Below are 17,281 nucleotides of genomic sequence, written 5' to 3' on the forward strand. Positions count from 1 at the left end.
CCCTAGACACAAAGTATTAATGATCCCATGTCCGCATCACGCCGGGGTCAACTGTGCGCGGAGCAGGTCGCGGAAGGTCTGGATCAAGGGTTCGCGGCTGCGTCCTCGACGAATGATCATGGAAAAAGGCGCCTGATAGCCGAAGGTCGCCGGAGAAAGCACCCGCAGGTCGCCCTTGTCCACCCAGGCCTGGGCATAGTGTTCGGGTAGATAGCCAATGTAAGCGCCGGAAAGAACCAGAATCAGTTGCGCTTCCATGCTTTCTACGGTGGCCGCACTGTGCTTGAAGCCGTGCCGGGCCAGTTCTGCCTGGCTCCAGTAGCCACGTCCGACCATGCGCTGCTGGGTGATGACCTGCTCGGGAATGCGTCGCTCGTGGTACAGCGGATGACGGTTACTGCAATACAGCCAGTGCTGCTCGCGATACAGCGGCTGGTAGACCAGGCCACTCATTCGCGTGGAAAAGGCGCCGATGGCCAGGTCCAGGCGGTTATCCTGCACGCCCAGTTGCAACTCGTAGGGGCTGGACACCGAGAGGTGCAGATGCACCGCCGGGTGTTCCTGGCTGTAGGCGCCGATGGCCTCGGCCAGGGGCAAGGCGCGGTCGCCGACGGTCGAATCGATCACCCCGAGATTGAGCGTGCCGCGCAGTTCGCCCTTGAGCGCCGCTGCGTATTGCTCGAAGCCGTCCAACTCGGCGAGCAGGCGCAGGGTCTCCTGATGGAACAGTTCGCCCTTGCTGGTCAGGCTGAAGCCGCCACGACCGCGATGGCACAGCACTATGCCCAACGCCCCTTCCAGCTGGCTCATGTAGGTGCTGATCGCCGAGGTGGACAGGTTGAGGTCGCGCTGGGCGTTGGCGAAGCCCTGGTGGCGCACCACGCTGGCAAAGATGCGCAGCAGCTTCAGGTCGGGCAGGTTCGAGGCCATGGCGAGGTATCCGCACGTCGGAAATCGCCACAGTCTAACCGCGCCCAGGCGAATAGTTCAGCGATAGTTCAGAAAAACCTGAACTAAGTATTTGCCGGTAGCGATTCTTCTGCCGCACTACCTTTTGCAGACTGCGCCGCACAGCAACTGTTCCAGGACTATTCCGGCTGGCTGGCCGGTGTCGAGAACAGATATCAACAACTAGAACAATCGAATCGATGAGGCCCGAACCGTGGACAAGATTCTTCACCAACCACTGGGCGGCAACGAAATGCCGCGCTTCGGCGGCATCGCTACCATGCTCCGCCTTCCGCACCTGCAAAGCCCTGCCGGCCTGGACGCTGCCTTCATCGGCGTGCCGCTGGACATCGGCACCTCCCTGCGCTCCGGCACCCGCTTCGGCCCGCGGCAGATCCGCGCCGAATCGGTGATGATCCGCCCGTACAACATGGCCACCGGTGCGGCGCCCTTCGACTCGCTGTCGGTCGCCGACATCGGTGACGTGGCAATCAACACCTTCAACCTGCTCGACGCCGTGCGCATCATCGAAGAAGCCTACGACCAGATCGTCGAGCACAACGTGATCCCCCTGACCCTGGGCGGCGACCACACCATCACCCTGCCGATCCTGCGCGCCCTGCACAAGAAGCACGGCAAGATCGGCCTGGTGCATATCGATGCCCACGCCGACGTCAACGACCACATGTTCGGCGAGAAGATCGCCCACGGCACCACCTTCCGCCGCGCCGTGGAAGAAGGCCTGCTCGATTGCCAGCGCGTGGTGCAGATCGGCCTGCGCGCCCAGGGCTACACCGCCGAGGATTTCAACTGGAGCCGCAAGCAGGGCTTCCGCGTGGTCCAGGCCGAAGAGTGCTGGCACAAGTCGCTGGAGCCGCTGATGGCGGAAGTCCGCGAAAAGGTCGGCGGCGGTCCGGTGTACCTGTCCTTCGATATCGACGGTATCGACCCGGCCTGGGCGCCGGGCACCGGCACCCCGGAAATCGGCGGCCTGACCACCATCCAGGCCATGGAAATCATCCGTGGCTGCCAGGGCCTGGACCTGATCGGCTGCGATCTGGTGGAGGTTTCCCCACCCTACGACACCACCGGCAACACCTCGTTGCTGGGTGCCAACCTGCTCTACGAAATGCTCTGCGTGCTGCCCGGCGTAGCCCGTCGCTAACGGAGCTTCACCCGGCAGGAGCCATGACGGCGGCCCCTTGAGCAGGGGCCCCGCTGCTACGAAGAAGTGACTACGAAGAAAAGACCCGCCGCGCCTTGTCGCAGGCGGGATCGATCTCACATAAAAAAGATAACTGGAGACACCCCATGGCCCTGGACATATTCGTTGTACTGATATACGCCGCCGGCATGCTGTTGCTGGGCTGGTACGGCATGCGCCGCGCCAAGACCCACGAGGAATACCTGGTGGCCGGACGCAACCTCGGCCCCAGCCTGTACATGGGCACCATGGCCGCCACCGTGCTGGGCGGCGCTTCCACCGTCGGCACCGTGAAACTCGGCTACGTCCATGGCATTTCCGGCTTCTGGCTGTGCGCCGCGCTGGGCCTGGGCATCATCGCCCTCAACCTGTTCCTCGCCAAACCCCTGCTGCGCCTGCGCATCTTTACCGTGACCCAGGTCCTGGAGCGCCGCTACAACCCGATGGCGCGCCAGGCCAGTGCGGTGATCATGCTCGCCTATGCGCTGATGATCGGCGTGACCTCTACTCTGGCCATCGGCACCGTACTGCAAGTGCTGTTCGAACTGCCGTTCTGGGCAGCGATCCTGCTCGGCGGCGGCGTCGTGGTGGTGTACTCGACCATCGGTGGCATGTGGTCGCTGACCCTGACCGATATCGTCCAGTTCGTGATCAAGACCGTCGGCCTGATGTTCGTCCTGCTGCCGATCTGCCTGTATCGCGTCGGCGGTTGGGACCAACTGGTAGCCAAGCTGCCGGAAGCCAGCTTCAGCCTGACCACCATCGGCTGGGACACCATCATCACCTACTTCCTGATCTACTTCTTCGGCATCCTGATCGGCCAGGACATCTGGCAGCGGGTGTTCACCGCCCGTGACGAGAACGTCGCCAAGTACGCCGGCACCACCGCAGGCGTGTACTGCGTGATATACGGCCTGGTCTGCGCGGTGATCGGCATGGCAGCCCATGTGCTGTTGCCGGACCTGGGCAACGCCAACAACGCCTTTGCCGCTATCGTCAAAACCGCGCTGCCGGATGGTATCCGTGGCCTGGTGATCGCTGCGGCCCTGGCGGCGATGATGTCCACCGCCAGTGCCGGCTTGCTGGCCGCCTCCACCGTACTGACCGAAGACCTGCTGCCGAAGCTGCGTGGCGGCAAGCAATCGAGCCTGGCGGTGAACCGCCTGTTCACCCTGCTGACCGGTATCGCCGTATTGGGTATCGCCCTGGTGGTGGAAGACGTGATCAGCGCCCTGACCCTGGCCTACAACCTGCTGGTGGGTGGCATGCTGGTGCCGCTGATCGGAGCCATCTACTGGAAGCGCGCGACCACTCGCGGCGCCATCGTCAGCATGAGCCTGGGCTTCGTTACCGCCCTGGCGTTCATGATCAAGGACGGCATGGATGCGAACACGCCGATCTACTACAGCCTGGCGATCGGGCTGGTGAGCTTCGTGGTGGTGAGCCTGATGTCGCGGCCGGCGGTGAATGCGGCCAAACTGGCTTGAGCTGAAACAGCTTGAAATGAAAAGGGCCTGCTTCAAGCAGGCCCTTTTTCTTTGCTTGGCGCAGACCTGTGGGAGCGGGCTCACCCGCGATTGCGATAGTGGCCTCAATACCGCAATCGCGGGTAAACCCGCTCCCACAGGGCCCGTGTCGCTCTTCAGAGATCTCAGCGCCGCGGCTGCCGCCTGCGCTTTTCTTCATCGGCAGGAATCGGTACCGGCTGCATCGGCGGGATCAGGCCCAGGGCCACAGCAAGGTCGTGGAGCCAGTTCATCATCAGGTTTTTCATGGAATCCCCCTTGAGGGTCATCGTGGCAATCCAATGGCTACGATGTTTCAAACACATCATAGGCCCAAATCCTACAAGCCGCTCGAAGAAATCAACAGTTTCCTGATCCGGATCAAGCGCTGAGCGCCTGGCCGACAGGCGGTCCCTGGCGGCTCTCTTCCTGAAGGTTCACCCAGGCATCCAGGTTCGCTCCGCGCATGCCGCGACGCCAGACCAGCCAGGTAGTCGCCTGGTCGAACGGCGTCTGCAAGCGATGCACCGCAACATTCTCCCGGCCCGGCAGGCTGTCGAGCATGGATTGCGACATCAAGGCCACTCCGGATCCGGCAACCACGCACGCCAGCATGCTCGGGTAGGACTCGATTTCCATGGCCCGGCCCATGGCCGCATGATCGTGGGCATACCAGGCCTCCAGGCGCATGCGATAGGAGCAACCCTTGCGGAAGGTGAACACTGCCCGCCCGGCCACGTCGCGGGCGCTGCGCACCGGCGGATGATCGGGTTCGGTGAGCAATACCAACGTTTCCTCGCACAGCGGCACGCCATCCAGGCCCGACAGCGACAGCGGCCCGTCCAGCAGCGCGGCGTCGAGGCGGCCGGCCAGCAGGCCTTCCAGCAGCTCGCCGCTGGGCGCGGTCTGCACCTGCAGGTTCACTGCCGGATAGGCCTTGTGATAACGCGCGAGCAAGTCCGGCAGATGGATCGCCGCCGTGCTGTACATGCAGCCCAGCACGAACTCCCCCGCCGGCTGGCCACCCTGCACCGCAGCGAAGGCCTCGTCATGCAGGGTCAGCATGCGTCCGGCGTAATCCAGCAGCACCTTGCCGGCGGGAGACAGTTGCAGGCGCTGGCGCTCCCGGTGGAACAGCTCGACGCCAAGTTGCTCCTCAAGCTGACGCAGGCGCGTCGAGAGGTTCGACGGCACCCGGTGCAACTGTTCGGCGGCGCGGGTCACCGAGCCGGTCTCAGCGACAGCCTGGAAAATGCGCAACTGGCTCAGCTCCACACCGATTCTCCAAAATTGAACAAGTAGCTCAGTATTATTCAATTTTTCAGAATGACAACCACCAGTAGTCTGACGGCATCGAACGATTCCTCTGACAGGAGCACCGGACATGTCGCCAACCCTGCGTTTGATCGCCAGCTTCGTGGCCTTGATGATGGCCATGGGCATTGGCCGTTTCGCACTTACTCCGCAACTGCCGCACCTGGTGAGCGAAGGCCAGTTGAGCCTGACCACCGCCGGGCTGGTGGCCGCCGCCAATTACCTCGGTTATCTGCTGGGTGCGCTGGACGCGATGTTCGCCCGGCGTCCAGACCAGGTACGCCTGCGCCTTAACCTTGGCCTGTGGTTGTGCGTGCTGCTGACCCTGCTGTCGTTCGAGGCCGATGGTTTCATCGTCCATGCCCTGCTGCGCTTTGGCACCGGCGTGGCCAGTGCCTGGGTGCTGGTGATGATCACCAGCCTCAGCCAGCCCCTTGCGGCACGCAGCAATCTGCCGCGACTCGGCGCGCTGGTATTCGCCGGGCCAGGCCTGGGGATCATGCTCACCGGCCTGCTGGCGCTGGTGTCCAACCTGTTTGGCCTGGGCTCGGCACCGCTGTGGCTGATCTACGCCGGCGCTGCACTGGTCATGCTGCTGGCGGTGCGGCCGATGCTGCCGCAACCCGAGGACACCCCGTTGCAACCTGCCAGCGGCCTGACCGTCCATCCCACCCGGGGCATCGCCCGCCTGGGCCTGATCTACGGACTGTACGGCATCGGCTACATCATCCCGGCCACCTTCATGTCGCAGATGGCCAACGCGCGGTTTCATGGGCAGTGGATGGCCGACCTGTTCTGGCCCGGCTTCGGTCTCGCAGCAGCGGTTGGCGTGATGCTGCTGAGCCTGCGTCGCCCGACAGCGAACGGCACGCCGCGCTGGCTGATGCTGACCCTGTGGCTGCAGGCCGCCGGCGTATTCGCCTGCCTGATGGGTGATGGCCTGGGCCTGGCCCTGGGTGTGATCCTCTGCGGCACGCCATTCCTGGCCTGCATGCAATTGGTGATGCAACGTTCGCGGGAACTGGCACCGCACGCCACCCAGCGCAATGCCGGCTTGCTGACCGCCTGCTTCGCCCTCGGCCAGTTGGGCGGCCCGTTGCTGGCGGCGCTGAGCAACCAGCTTGCCGGCAGCCTGCAACCGGCACTGCTGGCGGCCGGCAGCGGCTTGCTCCTGGCCGGCCTGCTGACCTTGCGGCCTACCGTTGTCCCAGCAGCGTGCGCAACCGCCTGCGCACCCACTGCTCGGCGCTGACCAGGACAATGCCCAGCAGCACGCAGATGGCGCCGAGGACGAAGTTGGCGCTCAAGGGTTCGTCGAGCAGCAGCACACCGAACGTCACGCCGAAGATAGGCGTGACGAAGGAAAACACCGCCAGGTTCGAGGCCAGGTATTTGCGCAACAGCCAGAACCAGGTCAGGTAGCTGAAGAATGACACCACCAGGGCCTGGAACAGGACGCTGCCGATGGCGATGGGGGTCAGGGCCACGTGGGTGATCTTGCCGCTGAACGCCGCAATCAACAGCAGGCCGACGAAGCCCACTGCCAACTGGTAGAACAGGGTCAGGGTCGCCGGCGCTTCCGACAGCCGCGAGCAACGCACCACCACGGTGGTAGCGCCCCAGGCTGCGCCGGCCAGCACGCCAAAGGCATCGCCCAGCAGCATCGGACCATTGAGGTCCTGCAACGACAGGCCACCGGCGAACGCCACGGCGATCCCGCAGAACGACAGCAGGATGCCCAGCCACTGCAAGGGCCGCAGGCGTTCGCTGGGCAGGCTGAAATGCAGGCCGAGGGCGGTGAATACCGGGGCGGTATAGAGGAATACCGACATATGCGCCGCCGAGGTCAGCAGCAAGCCTTCGGCGATGAACAGGAACTCCAGGCCGAACAACGCGCCGGCCAGCAATCCGGCCTTCCAGGTCGTACCGAGCTGCTCCCAGCCGCCGCGCCAGCACATCAGTAGCCCGACCAGCAGCGCAGAAATACCGGAACGGGTTGCCGCCTGCATCACCGGTGCGATGTCGGCGGCAGCCATTTTCACTACGACCTGCTGGATACCCCAGATCAGGCACAAGCCCAGCATGACCTGGAAGGCGAAGGCATCGGGGTTGCGGCGGGCATCGCTCATCGCTCACCCCCGGACTCTGGCAACGGCATGACCACCTCTTGGCAGCGAAGAATTGGCGCCAATTATCAGTGAGGCTCGCCAGCCATTACCAGATATGTCTGCACCATTTTCAGGCGATCTGCGCTTTCGACGCGACCTCTTCGAACGTGGCCTCATCCAGGGCGTCGGCCTGTTCGTTGAGCACCTGGCGCGGATGGTCGTTACCGGGGATGCTGCTGTCGATCAGGCTCAACAGGCGCGAGCCGCGCTCGGTCAGCACGTAGTTCTCTCCGTTGCCGCCCTCGCTTTCCGGGCGATCGGCGATATAGCCACGTTCCAGCAGCAGGCGTTCGTAGTCGCAGGCGCGGGTTTTCAGGTGATCGACGTCCGGCACCGGCTCGCCTGCCGCCGCCAGTTGCGCGGCGTGCTGTTCGGCGTAAGGGCGCGGAGTGAAATGCTGGTCGGCGCTGTTCTGCACTTCGTGGAGCAGGCGTTCGATCAGGTCCCAGTCATACACAGTGCTCATGGCAAAAGGCCTCGCGTGGTGACAGTCAAGGTTGTGACCGACCCGGTTCGCCGCGGTTCGACTGAACTTTCCAGACGGCGCCGGCCTCAACCGGGAACCTGGACAAGGAGGCTCGACCATGAAAACCCTGATGACACTCACCGCCACCGCCAGCCTGCTGTTCGCCCTGCCAGGCTGGGCCTGCACGCTGGAGGAGGCAACGGAGAAACGTGAGGAGCTGGCCAAGGAAGTGACCCGGCTGACCGAGCAGAATCCGCAGAAGGCCAAGGAGATCAACGAGGAATTGCGGGGGATGAAGCTGGGAACCGAGTCGAAGGATCTGCCGGACAAGTGCCAGTTGATCGACAAGCGGTTGCAGGAGTTGCGCGAGGCGGAGAAGAAAACCTGATCGTCTGGGTGAACACGGCCCCTGTGGGAGCGGGTTCACCCGCGATTGCGTCGGTGAATCGAGTACCGCAATCGCGGGTGAACCCGCTCCCACAGGGGGCCGAGTAAGTCAGAAAATCACGCGTACGATGGATTACTCGGCTGCCGGAGCGCGCTTCTTCAGCGGCGCCAAGCCATCGGAACTGGCTAGCGGCGCATTCGGACGCGGCTTGGCGGTAGGCTTGCGCTTGGCCACGGCCTTCTTGTCACCCTTCTTGTCGGTCTTTTTCTTTTTCGCCCCTGCCGCCTTGCCCGAGGCCTTGACCTTCTTCGGCCCGCTGTAGGTGCCCTTGACTTCCTTGATCACCCGGCGCTCGAAGCTCTGCTTCAGGTAGCGCTCGATGCTCGACATCAGGTTCCAGTCGCCATGGCAGATCAGCGAAACCGCCAGGCCATCGGCACCAGCGCGGCCGGTACGGCCGATACGGTGCACGTACTCGTCGCCACTGCGCGGCATGTCGAAGTTGATCACCAGGTCCAGGCCGTCGACATCCAGGCCACGGGCCGCCACGTCGGTGGCCACCAGCACTTTCGCATTGCCGGTCTTGAAGCGTTCGATGGCCAGCTTGCGGTCTTTCTGGTCCTTGTCGCCGTGCAGGACGAAGGCCTTCACGTCCTTGGCCACCAGGTGGCCGTAGATGCGGTCGGCCATGACCCGGGTGTTGGTGAAGATGATCGCCTTTTCATAGGTTTCGTTGGCCAGCAGCCACTGGGCGATCTGCTCCTTGTGCTGGTTGTGGTCGGCCGTGATGATCTGCTGGCGGGTGGTTTCGTTGAGCTGGCTGACGGCGTTGAGCATCAGGTGCTCGGGGTCCTTGAGCACCTTGCCGATCATGTCGCGCAGGCCGGCGCCGCCCGTGGTGGCGGAGAACAGCAGGGTCTGGGCACGGTTCGGGCACAGGCCGCAGAGACGTTCGACGTCCTCGGCGAAGCCCATGTCGAGCATGCGGTCGGCTTCGTCGAGAACCACCACCTGCACATGCTCCAGGTCCAGGTTGCCGGCGTTCAGGTGCTCCAGCATGCGCCCCGGAGTGCCGACCAGGATATCCGGGACCTTGCGCAGCATCGCCGCCTGTTCCTTGAAGTCCTCGCCGCCGGTGATGATCCCCGACTTGATGAAGGTGAACTGGGCGAAACGCTCGATTTCCTTGAGGGTCTGCTGCGCCAGCTCACGGGTCGGCAGCAGGATCAGGGCGCGGATTTCCACACGCTTCTGGTTAAGGTCGACCAGGCGGTTGAGCACCGGCAGGACGAAGGCCGCGGTCTTGCCGCTCCCGGTTTTCGCCGTCACCCGCAGGTCACGTCCTTGCAAGGCCAGGGGAATGGCCGCGGCCTGCACCGGCGTCGGCTCGACAAAGTTGAGTGCGGCGACGGCTTTGAGCAGGCGTTCGTGCAGGGCGAAATCGGAGAACACGGATGTAACCTCGGGCATGTGCAGAAATTCAGCCACATAGGGTAACGTTTTCCACCGCCGGAGCCGAATTTCTTTTTGCCCCGAGGGTGCCTGCGCGGCTCTAATGGACGGCCTGTTTTTCCCGTTCGCGAGATTTTCCGTCCTCCATGGCTATCCAACAATTCTGGCAAGACGCCCTCGACCTCTGGGGCACCCTCGACCAGCACCCCTTGCTGCACGCCGGTCTCGGCCTGACGACGCTGCTCATCGTCGCCCTGCTGCTGGGCCGTGTGGCACGCTTCGTCATCCTCCATGCGGTCAAGCTGCTCAGCCGACAACCGGCGCTGCACTGGCTCAAGGACCTGCTGCACAACAAGGTGTTCCACCGCCTGGCGCAGATAACCCCTTCGCTGGTAGTGCAGTTCGGCCTCAAGCTGGTGCCCGGGCTGAGCGCCACCAGCCAGCACTTCCTCGGCAACGTCGCGCTGGCCTTCACCATCCTGTTCCTGCTGTTCGCCGTCGCCGCCCTGCTCGACGCGCTGCTGGACATCTATGCCCGCACCGAACACGCGCGCACCCGCTCGATCAAGGGCTATGTGCAACTGGCGAAGATGGTCTTGTACGTGTTCGGCGCGATCGTCATCGTCGCCACCCTGATCGACCGCTCGCCACTGTTGCTGCTGTCCGGTCTCGGTGCGATGTCGGCGGTGATCCTGCTGGTGTACAAGGACACCCTGCTGTCCTTCGTCGCCAGCGTGCAACTGACCAGCAACGACATGCTGCGGGTCGGCGACTGGATCGAGATGCCCCAGGTCGGCGCCGACGGCGATGTGGTGGATATAACCCTGCATACGGTGAAGGTGCAGAACTTCGACAAGACCATCGTCTCCATCCCCACCTGGCGCCTGATGAGCGAGTCGTTCCGCAACTGGCGCGGCATGCAGCAATCCGGCGGACGGCGGATCAAGCGCAGCCTGTTCATCGATGCCGGCGGGGTGCGCTTCCTGACTGCCGAGGAACAGCATCGCCTGGGCGACGTGCGCCTGCTCAAGGACTACCTGGCGCAAAAGCGCAACGAGCTGCACCGCTGGAACGAATCCCAGGGCCAGGTCGCGGAACTGGCAGCCAACCGCCGCCAGCTCACCAACATCGGCACCTTCCGCGCCTTCGCCCTTGCCTACCTGAAGAACCACCCTGATGTGCAGCAGGGCATGACCTGCATGGTCCGGCAGATGCAGACCACCGCCGAGGGCGTGCCGCTGGAAATCTACTGCTTTACCCGCACCACGGTGTGGGCCGAGTACGAGCGGATTCAGGGGGATATCTTCGATTATCTGCTGGCGGTGTTGCCGGAGTTTGGCCTGGCCTTGTACCAGCAGCCCAGCGGCAGCGACCTGCGCGCCGGGCTGGATGCCCTATCGACCGGCCTCGCCGGCGAGCGCCGGGCGTTGCGTACCGAGGCGACTGAGCCACAGTGAGGCAAGAATGATGCTCCCGCCGATGAACAACCGTCCCAGCGGCTCGTCCTGATTCCAGATCAGCAAATTGAGCAGCAGGCCCACCGGGACATGCAGGTTGTTCATCACCGCCAGGGTGCCGCCCGAGACCAGGCAGGCGCCCTTGTTCCACCAGTACAGGCCCAGCGCCGTCGGACACAGCCCGAGGAACAGCAACACGCCCCATTGCACATCGGTGGTGGGCAGGTGCTGGGCGTTGCCGAAGGCGAGGAAGGCCGGCAGCACGACGATCAACGCCCCCAGGTAGAAATAGCCGAAGCGCCGGTAATGCGGGAGGTCGCTGGGATGGCGGGCGACCAGGTGCTTGTACAGGACCTGGCCGGCGGCATAGGTGAAGTTGGCCAGCTGCAGGAGCAGGAAGCCGATGAAGAAGTCCGGGTTGATGCTGTCGAAGCGGATCACCGCCGCACCCGCCACCGCCACCAGCGCGGCGAGCAGGGCCCAAGGGTTGAAGCGGCGGTTGAGCGCGTCTTCGATCAGGGTCACGTGCAGCGGGGTGAGAATGGTGAAGAGCAGGACTTCCGGCACGGTGAGCACGCGGAAGCTGAGGTAGAGGCAGACGTAGGTGATGCCGAACTGCAAGGCACCGATCACCAGCATGGCGCGCATGAAGCGCGGCTCGACCTGGCGCCAGCGGGTCAGCGGGAGGAAGATCAGCAGGGCCAGGACGACCCTGGCCAGCACGGCGAAATAGCTGTCGACATGGCCGGCGAGGTATTCACCGATCAGGTTGAAGGAATACGCCTGGATCAGCGCGACGATCAGTAGGTAGCCCATGGTTGCCTCTCGGGGATCAAGGCGGCGACCTTAGCGGGTTGGGCGGTCGGGATGCAATTGAGATGCAACGCTTTGGTTGCCATGACGCGTACCCTGTGGGAGCGGGTTCACCCGCGATTGCGGTGGTGAATCCACTATCGTAATCGCGGGTGAACCCGCTCCCACAGGGTACGCGTCGCCCATAAAAAAGCCCGGCCGAGCGCTAGGCTTCGACCGGGCAGTACACCCAAAGGAGCAAAAAAGGGGTGTCAGTCAGGGAATGTTCTTTGGCCTCAGGCGACCGCGGCCAGCTTGGCCTTGGCCTGGTTCAGGCCCTTCTCGTGGAAGTCGCCGCCCATGTTCAGGCCTTCGGCATGGATGAAGGTCACGTCGTGGATGCCGATGAAGGCCAGCACCTGGCGCAGGTAGGGTTCCTGGTGATCGCTGGACGCACCGGCATGGATGCCGCCGCGAGCGGTCAGCACATAGGCGCGCTTGCCGGTCAGCAGGCCTTGCGGGCCGGTTTCGGTGTACTTGAAGGTCACGCCGGCACGCAGCACGTGGTCCAGCCAGGCCTTCAGGGTGCTCGGGATGGCGAAGTTGTACATCGGGGCGGCCAGCACCAGCACATCGGCGGCCAGCACCTCATCGGTGAGTTCGTTGGAACGGGCCAGGGCCTGGAGTTCCTCGGCGCTGCGCTGTTCCTGCGGCTTCATCCAGCCACCGAGCAGGTTGGCGTCCAGGTGTGGCACCGGATTTTGCGCCAGGTCGCGCAGGGTGATGCTGTCGGCGGGGTTGGCGGCCTGCCACTGGGCAACGAAATCACGGGTCAGTTGACGGGAGATCGAATCCTGCTGGCGGGCGCTGCTTTCGATGATCAGTACGCGGGACATTGAATTTTGCCTCCATCGGCAAGGTCGCTAAGTCGATGGAGGCAAGATTAATGATTGACCTATCGATAAAAAAGCGTAAAAAATCGGTTAAATCTATCAGTTAATTTGTTTCTTGCACTTTGCAGTCCACCAGGATGCGCATCTTGATGATCTGCTTGTTGAAGTTGGCCGTGACATCCACGCTCTTCTTCGCCGGCACATCGACCCTGCGGTTACGCGGGGTTTCCGGGCCGTTTTTGAACATCACCCGGCACGAGGCGGCGTTGTCGCCATAGTTGTTGAGGGTGATGGTGGTCATGTCGTTGGCGGTGTCGTAGGCGGTGGTATCGAGCTTGATGCCCTCGGCCAGCTCCTTCTTCACCTCGATGGGGTAAGCGGCCAGCACGGTCAGCGGCAGCAGGGCCAGCAACGCAACAGAATATTTCTTCATTCGGCGCTCTCCTTGAGAAGAGCGCCAGCTTAGGACAACAGGAGCCGAAGATGAAAGCGCCGCGCGTTACCCTGGATCAGTGGCGAACCCTGCAGGCAGTGGTCGATCATGGCGGCTTCGCCCAGGCCGCCGAAGCCCTGCACCGTTCGCAATCCTCGGTGAGCTACACCGTGGCGCGGATGCAGGATCAACTGGGCGTACCGCTGCTGCGCATCGACGGGCGCAAGGCGGTGCTGACCGATGCCGGCAACGTCCTGCTGCGTCGCTCGCGGCAACTGGTCAAGCAGGCCAGCCAGCTGGAAGACCTCGCCCACCATATGGAACAGGGTTGGGAAGCCGAGGTGCGCCTGGTGGTGGACGCCGCCTACCCCAACGCGCGCCTGGTCCGCGCCCTGAGCGCCTTCATGCCGCAAAGCCGCGGCTGCCGGGTGCGCCTGCGCGAGGAAGTGCTGTCCGGGGTCGAGGAGGTGCTGCACGAGGGTATCGCCGACCTGGCCATCAGCAGCTTCAGCATCGCCGGCTACCTGGGCGCCGAATTGAGTGCGGTGGAGTTCGTCGCCGTGGCCCACCCGGAGCATCCGCTGCATCGCCTCGGCCGGGTGCTCAACTTCCAGGACCTGGAAAGCCAGTTGCAGGTGGTGATCCGCGACTCCGGTCGCTCCCAGCCGCGCGATGTCGGCTGGCTCGGCGCCGAACAGCGCTGGACCGTGGGCAGCCTGGCCACGGCCGCGACCTTCGTCAGCAGTGGCCTGGGCTTCGCCTGGCTGCCGCGCCATCTGATCGAACGCGAGCTGCGCGAAGGCGTGCTCAAGCCGCTGCCGCTGGACCAGGGTGGCAGTCGCCACCCGCTGTTCTACCTTTACTCGAACAAGGACAAACCCCTGGGCCCGGCCACGCAGATCCTCATCGAGTTGCTGCGCAACTTCGATACCGCGCCGCTGGACGTTCCCTTCGCCGCCCCGGCCCAAGCCTGACAGGTACCGCCCATGGCCCGCTTCGAACATGAAGGTTGCTCCCTGCACTACGAAGAATATGGCCAGGGCCAACCCCTGGTACTGCTGCACGGCCTGGGCTCCAGTTGCCAGGACTGGGAGCTGCAGATTCCCGAACTGGCCGCCCGTTACCGCCTGATCCTTCTCGACCTGCGCGGCCATGGCCGCTCCGACAAGCCCCGCGAGCGCTACAGCATCGCCGGCTTCAGTGCCGACCTGAGCGCCCTGCTGGACCATCTCGACACAGGCCCGGTGCACTTCGTCGGCCTGTCCATGGGCGGCATGGTCGGCTTCCAGTTCGCCGTCGATCATCCTGAACGGCTGCGCAGCCTGACCATCGTCAACAGCGCCCCGGCGGTAAAGGTCCGGACCCGTGACGATTACTGGCAGTGGACCAAGCGCTGGACCCTGGCCCGGGTCCTGCCCTTGCGGACCATCGGCAAGGGCCTGGCGGCCCGGCTGTTCCCCAAGCCGGAGCAGGCCGGCCTACGGCAGACGATGGCCGAACGCTGGGCCCGCAACGACAAGCGCGCCTACCTGGCCAGCTTCGACGCCATCGTCAACTGGGGCGTGGAGGAGCGCATCGGGCGGATTACCTGCCCGACCCTGATCATCAGCGCCGACCACGACTACACCCCGGTGGCGCTCAAGGAGCGATACACCGCACTGATTCCCGGCGCACGACTGGCGGTGATCGCCGATTCCCGGCACGCTACGCCGCTGGACCAGCCTCATGTCTTCAACCAGACCCTGCTGCAGTTCCTCGCTGCGGCTCCAACCACCTCTCAAGGATCATTGAGTACATGCTGAAGAAAATCCTCATGGCCGCCTGCTCGGTCGCCTTCGCTACCGGCGTCATGGCATCGGACAAGACCCCGCACGTTCAGCTGAACACCAGTTTCGGCGAGATCACTATTGAACTTAACGCCGAAAAAGCGCCGGTCAGCACCAAGAACTTCCTGCAGTACGTGGACAGCGGCTTCTACAACAACACCATCTTCCACCGCGTGATCCCGGGCTTCATGGTCCAGGGCGGCGGCTTCACCGACCAGATGGTGCAGAAGGACACCAAGGACCCGATCCGCAACGAGGCCGGCAACGGCCTCATGAACACCCGCGGCACCTTGTCCATGGCCCGTACCTCTAACCCGAACTCGGCCACCAGCCAGTTCTTCATCAACGTGGCCGACAATGATTTCCTCAACCCGGGCCGCGACGCCGGCTACGCGGTATTCGGCAAGGTGACCAAGGGCATGGAAGTGGTCGACCAGATCGTCAACTCACCAACCACCGTGAAGAAAGGCATGCGCGACGTGCCCGCCGATCCGGTCTATATCAAGTCGGCCAAGCGCATCGACTGACCGTGGTGTCACAGGGACGTGACCCCGCGGGCAAGGCGCCCGCCCCGACTACAGGAGTGCTGCATGCTGTTCCGTCGTTTCGAGCAGTTGATCGACATCTTTCGCGAGGCGCCCACCGCGGCGCCTCCTTCACGGGTCCTGCCCTTCTATCTCTACTACCTGCGCCAGGTCTGGCCGGCCTTCGTCGCCCTGATGGTGCTGGGCCTGATCGTCGCGCTGATCGAGGTGGCACTGTTCAGCTACCTGAGCCGGATCATCGACCTGGCCCAGGGCACTCCCAACGTCAACCTGTTCAGCGAGCACGCCGGCGAACTCATCTGGATGCTGGTGGTGGCGCTGATCCTCAGGCCGCTCTTCGTCGGCCTGCATGACCTGATGGTGCACCAGGCCATCAGCCCGGGCATGACCAGCATGATCCGCTGGCAGAACCACGCCTATGTGCTCAAGCAAAGCCTGAACTTCTTCCAGAGCGACTTCGCCGGGCGCATTGCCCAGCGCATCATGCAGACCGGCAATTCGCTGCGCGATTCGCTGGTGCAGGCCATGGACGCGCTGTGGCACGTGAGCATCTACGCCATCAGCTCCCTGGTACTGTTCGCCGAAGCCGACTGGCGCCTGATGATCCCCCTGCTGACGTGGATCGCCTGCTACATCCTGGCGCTGCGCTACTTCGTGCCGCGGGTGAAGGAGCGCTCGGTGGTGTCGTCCGAGGCCCGCTCCAAGCTGATGGGACGCATCGTCGATGGCTACACCAATATCGCCACCCTCAAGCTGTTCGCCCACACCGATTTCGAGCAGCAGTACGCGCGCGAGGCGATCCGCGAGCAGACCGAGAAGACCCAGCTCGCCAGCCGGGTCATCACCAGCATGGACGTGGTCATCACCAGCCTGAATGGCCTGCTGATCGTCACCACCACCGGCCTTGCCCTATGGCTGTGGACCCAGTCGCTGATCAGTACCGGCGCCATCGCCCTGGCCACCGGCCTGGTGATCCGTATCGTCAACATGAGCGGCTGGATCATGTGGGTGGTCAACGGCATCTTCGAGAATATCGGCACCGTGCAGGACGGCCTGGAAAGCATCGCCCAGCCGGTCAGCGTCAGCGACAGGCCGAACGCCCCGGCGCTGAAGGTCGAGCGTGGCGCGGTACGTTTCGAGAATGTCGACTTCCACTACGGCAAGAGCGGCAGCCGGATCATCAGCAACCTCGACCTGGATATCCGTCCGGGCGAGAAGATCGGCCTGATCGGCCCGTCCGGCGCGGGTAAATCGACCCTGGTCAACCTGCTGCTGCGCCTCTATGACCTGGAGGGCGGACGAATCCTCATCGACGGCCAGGACATCGCCGGGGTGACCCAGCAGAGCCTGCGCGGGCAGATCGGCATGATTACCCAGGACACCTCGCTGCTGCACCGGTCGATCCGCGACAACCTGCGCTACGGCAAGCCCGACGCCAGCGACGAGGAGTTATGGAACGCGGTGCGTGGTGCACGGGCCGACGAGTTCATCCCGCTGCTCAGCGACGCCCAGGGCCGCACCGGCTTCGACGCCCATGTCGGCGAGCGCGGGGTCAAGCTGTCCGGCGGCCAGCGCCAGCGCATCGCGATCGCCCGGGTGCTGCTGAAGAATGCGCCGATCCTGATCATGGACGAAGCCACCTCGGCACTGGACTCCGAGGTCGAGGCGGCGATCCAGGAAAGCCTGGAAACCCTGATGCAGGGCAAGACCGTGATTGCCATCGCCCACCGCCTTTCGACCATCGCCCGGATGGATCGCCTGGTCGTCCTGGAAAAAGGCCGGATCGCCGAGATGGGTAGCCACGCCGAACTGCTGGCCCAGCGCGGACTCTATGCTCGCCTGTGGCACCACCAGACCGGCGGTTTCGTCGGCGTCGATTGAACGGATCGT

General features: G+C 63.9%; 18 protein-coding genes. 9 read left to right on the top strand and 9 right to left on the bottom strand.

The window, feature by feature from the left end; translation table 11 throughout:
* Positions 1–36 precede the first annotated feature (36 nt).
* Entirely contained in the window at positions 37–930 is an 894-nt protein-coding gene (locus ACPFMA_RS20550; RefSeq protein ID WP_009405144.1) for a LysR family transcriptional regulator, read from the bottom strand.
* A 232-nt stretch (positions 931–1,162) separates the two neighbouring features.
* Between ACPFMA_RS20550 and speB the strand changes: the two genes are divergently transcribed.
* Positions 1,163–2,113 (top strand): agmatinase, encoded by a 951-nt coding sequence (gene speB / locus ACPFMA_RS20555; protein WP_009405145.1) that lies wholly within the window; start codon positions 1,163–1,165, stop codon positions 2,111–2,113.
* 146 nt (positions 2,114–2,259) lie between these two features.
* Complete coding sequence (locus ACPFMA_RS20560) at positions 2,260–3,639, top strand: sodium:solute symporter (protein ID WP_064301942.1); 1,380 nt, start codon at positions 2,260–2,262, stop codon at positions 3,637–3,639.
* A 164-nt stretch (positions 3,640–3,803) separates the two neighbouring features.
* Here the strand turns inward: ACPFMA_RS20560 and ACPFMA_RS20565 are convergent, their stop codons facing one another.
* Both ACPFMA_RS20565 and ptrR read right to left on the bottom strand, forming a co-directional pair.
* Positions 3,804–3,926 carry a PA1414 family protein gene (locus tag ACPFMA_RS20565; RefSeq protein ID WP_256721154.1) on the bottom strand — a complete coding sequence of 41 codons (123 nt, stop codon included), beginning with the start codon at positions 3,924–3,926 and terminating at the stop codon, positions 3,804–3,806.
* A 112-nt stretch (positions 3,927–4,038) separates the two neighbouring features.
* Positions 4,039–4,932 carry a putrescine utilization regulator PtrR gene (gene ptrR, locus ACPFMA_RS20570; RefSeq protein ID WP_064301941.1) on the bottom strand — a complete coding sequence of 298 codons (894 nt, stop codon included), beginning with the start codon at positions 4,930–4,932 and terminating at the stop codon, positions 4,039–4,041.
* A gap of 109 nt (positions 4,933–5,041) precedes the next feature.
* On the opposite strand from ptrR, the gene ACPFMA_RS20575 reads away from it, so the two are divergent.
* Positions 5,042–6,223: an MFS transporter gene (locus ACPFMA_RS20575; protein ID WP_425928561.1), complete on the top strand. Its 1,182-nt coding sequence runs from the start codon at positions 5,042–5,044 to the stop codon at positions 6,221–6,223.
* On the opposite strand, the gene ACPFMA_RS20580 is transcribed toward ACPFMA_RS20575, so the two are convergent.
* Positions 6,168–7,100, bottom strand: a complete 933-nt coding sequence (locus ACPFMA_RS20580) for a DMT family transporter (RefSeq protein WP_064301939.1) — start codon at positions 7,098–7,100, stop codon at positions 6,168–6,170. The two genes, ACPFMA_RS20575 and ACPFMA_RS20580, sit on opposite strands and share 56 nt — an antisense overlap.
* Before the next feature lie 109 nt (positions 7,101–7,209).
* Entirely contained in the window at positions 7,210–7,605 is a 396-nt protein-coding gene (locus ACPFMA_RS20585) for a hypothetical protein (protein ID WP_009405153.1), read from the bottom strand.
* A gap of 118 nt (positions 7,606–7,723) precedes the next feature.
* Here ACPFMA_RS20585 and ACPFMA_RS20590 point away from each other — a divergent pair, with 118 nt between their 5' ends.
* Positions 7,724–7,993, top strand: coding sequence for a hypothetical protein (locus ACPFMA_RS20590; protein ID WP_009405155.1), 270 nt, complete (start codon positions 7,724–7,726; stop codon positions 7,991–7,993).
* Between the two features lie 132 nt (positions 7,994–8,125).
* On the opposite strand, the gene ACPFMA_RS20595 is transcribed toward ACPFMA_RS20590, so the two are convergent.
* Positions 8,126–9,463, bottom strand: a complete 1,338-nt coding sequence (locus ACPFMA_RS20595; RefSeq protein WP_037061786.1) for a DEAD/DEAH box helicase — start codon at positions 9,461–9,463, stop codon at positions 8,126–8,128.
* Positions 9,464–9,591: 128 nt separating this feature from the next.
* On the opposite strand from ACPFMA_RS20595, the gene ACPFMA_RS20600 reads away from it, so the two are divergent.
* Positions 9,592–10,902: a mechanosensitive ion channel family protein gene (locus ACPFMA_RS20600; RefSeq protein WP_420058353.1), complete on the top strand. Its 1,311-nt coding sequence runs from the start codon at positions 9,592–9,594 to the stop codon at positions 10,900–10,902.
* On the opposite strand, the gene ACPFMA_RS20605 is transcribed toward ACPFMA_RS20600, so the two are convergent.
* The 3 genes from ACPFMA_RS20605 to ACPFMA_RS20615 form a co-directional block, all read right to left on the bottom strand.
* Complete coding sequence (locus tag ACPFMA_RS20605) at positions 10,840–11,718, bottom strand: carboxylate/amino acid/amine transporter (RefSeq protein ID WP_064301937.1); 879 nt, start codon at positions 11,716–11,718, stop codon at positions 10,840–10,842. The genes ACPFMA_RS20600 and ACPFMA_RS20605 overlap by 63 nt on opposite strands.
* Before the next feature lie 272 nt (positions 11,719–11,990).
* Positions 11,991–12,590: an FMN-dependent NADH-azoreductase gene (locus tag ACPFMA_RS20610; RefSeq protein WP_009405166.1), complete on the bottom strand. Its 600-nt coding sequence runs from the start codon at positions 12,588–12,590 to the stop codon at positions 11,991–11,993.
* Positions 12,591–12,690: 100 nt separating this feature from the next.
* Positions 12,691–13,020 carry a hypothetical protein gene (locus ACPFMA_RS20615; protein ID WP_064301936.1) on the bottom strand — a complete coding sequence of 110 codons (330 nt, stop codon included), beginning with the start codon at positions 13,018–13,020 and terminating at the stop codon, positions 12,691–12,693.
* A 50-nt stretch (positions 13,021–13,070) separates the two neighbouring features.
* On the opposite strand from ACPFMA_RS20615, the gene ACPFMA_RS20620 reads away from it, so the two are divergent.
* The 4 genes from ACPFMA_RS20620 to ACPFMA_RS20635 all read left to right on the top strand — a co-directional run bounded on the left by ACPFMA_RS20620 (position 13,071) and on the right by ACPFMA_RS20635 (position 17,272).
* The gene (locus ACPFMA_RS20620; RefSeq protein ID WP_009405168.1) at positions 13,071–13,994 is read left to right on the top strand and encodes a LysR family transcriptional regulator; all 924 of its coding nucleotides are present in this window, start codon (positions 13,071–13,073) and stop codon (positions 13,992–13,994) included.
* Positions 13,995–14,006: 12 nt separating this feature from the next.
* Positions 14,007–14,822 (top strand): alpha/beta fold hydrolase, encoded by an 816-nt coding sequence (locus ACPFMA_RS20625; RefSeq protein ID WP_425928562.1) that lies wholly within the window; start codon positions 14,007–14,009, stop codon positions 14,820–14,822.
* A complete protein-coding gene (locus tag ACPFMA_RS20630; RefSeq protein WP_425928563.1) occupies positions 14,816–15,373 on the top strand; it encodes a peptidylprolyl isomerase in 558 nt (185 codons plus the stop codon). The genes ACPFMA_RS20625 and ACPFMA_RS20630 overlap by 7 nt, the downstream gene beginning before the upstream one ends.
* A gap of 63 nt (positions 15,374–15,436) precedes the next feature.
* A complete protein-coding gene (locus tag ACPFMA_RS20635; RefSeq protein ID WP_009405171.1) occupies positions 15,437–17,272 on the top strand; it encodes an ABC transporter ATP-binding protein in 1,836 nt (611 codons plus the stop codon).
* The last annotated feature ends 9 nt before the right edge of the window (positions 17,273–17,281 follow it).

The organism is Pseudomonas sp. NyZ201, from assembly GCF_049860765.1.
GTDB classification, from domain to species: domain Bacteria; phylum Pseudomonadota; class Gammaproteobacteria; order Pseudomonadales; family Pseudomonadaceae; genus Aquipseudomonas; species Aquipseudomonas bharatica.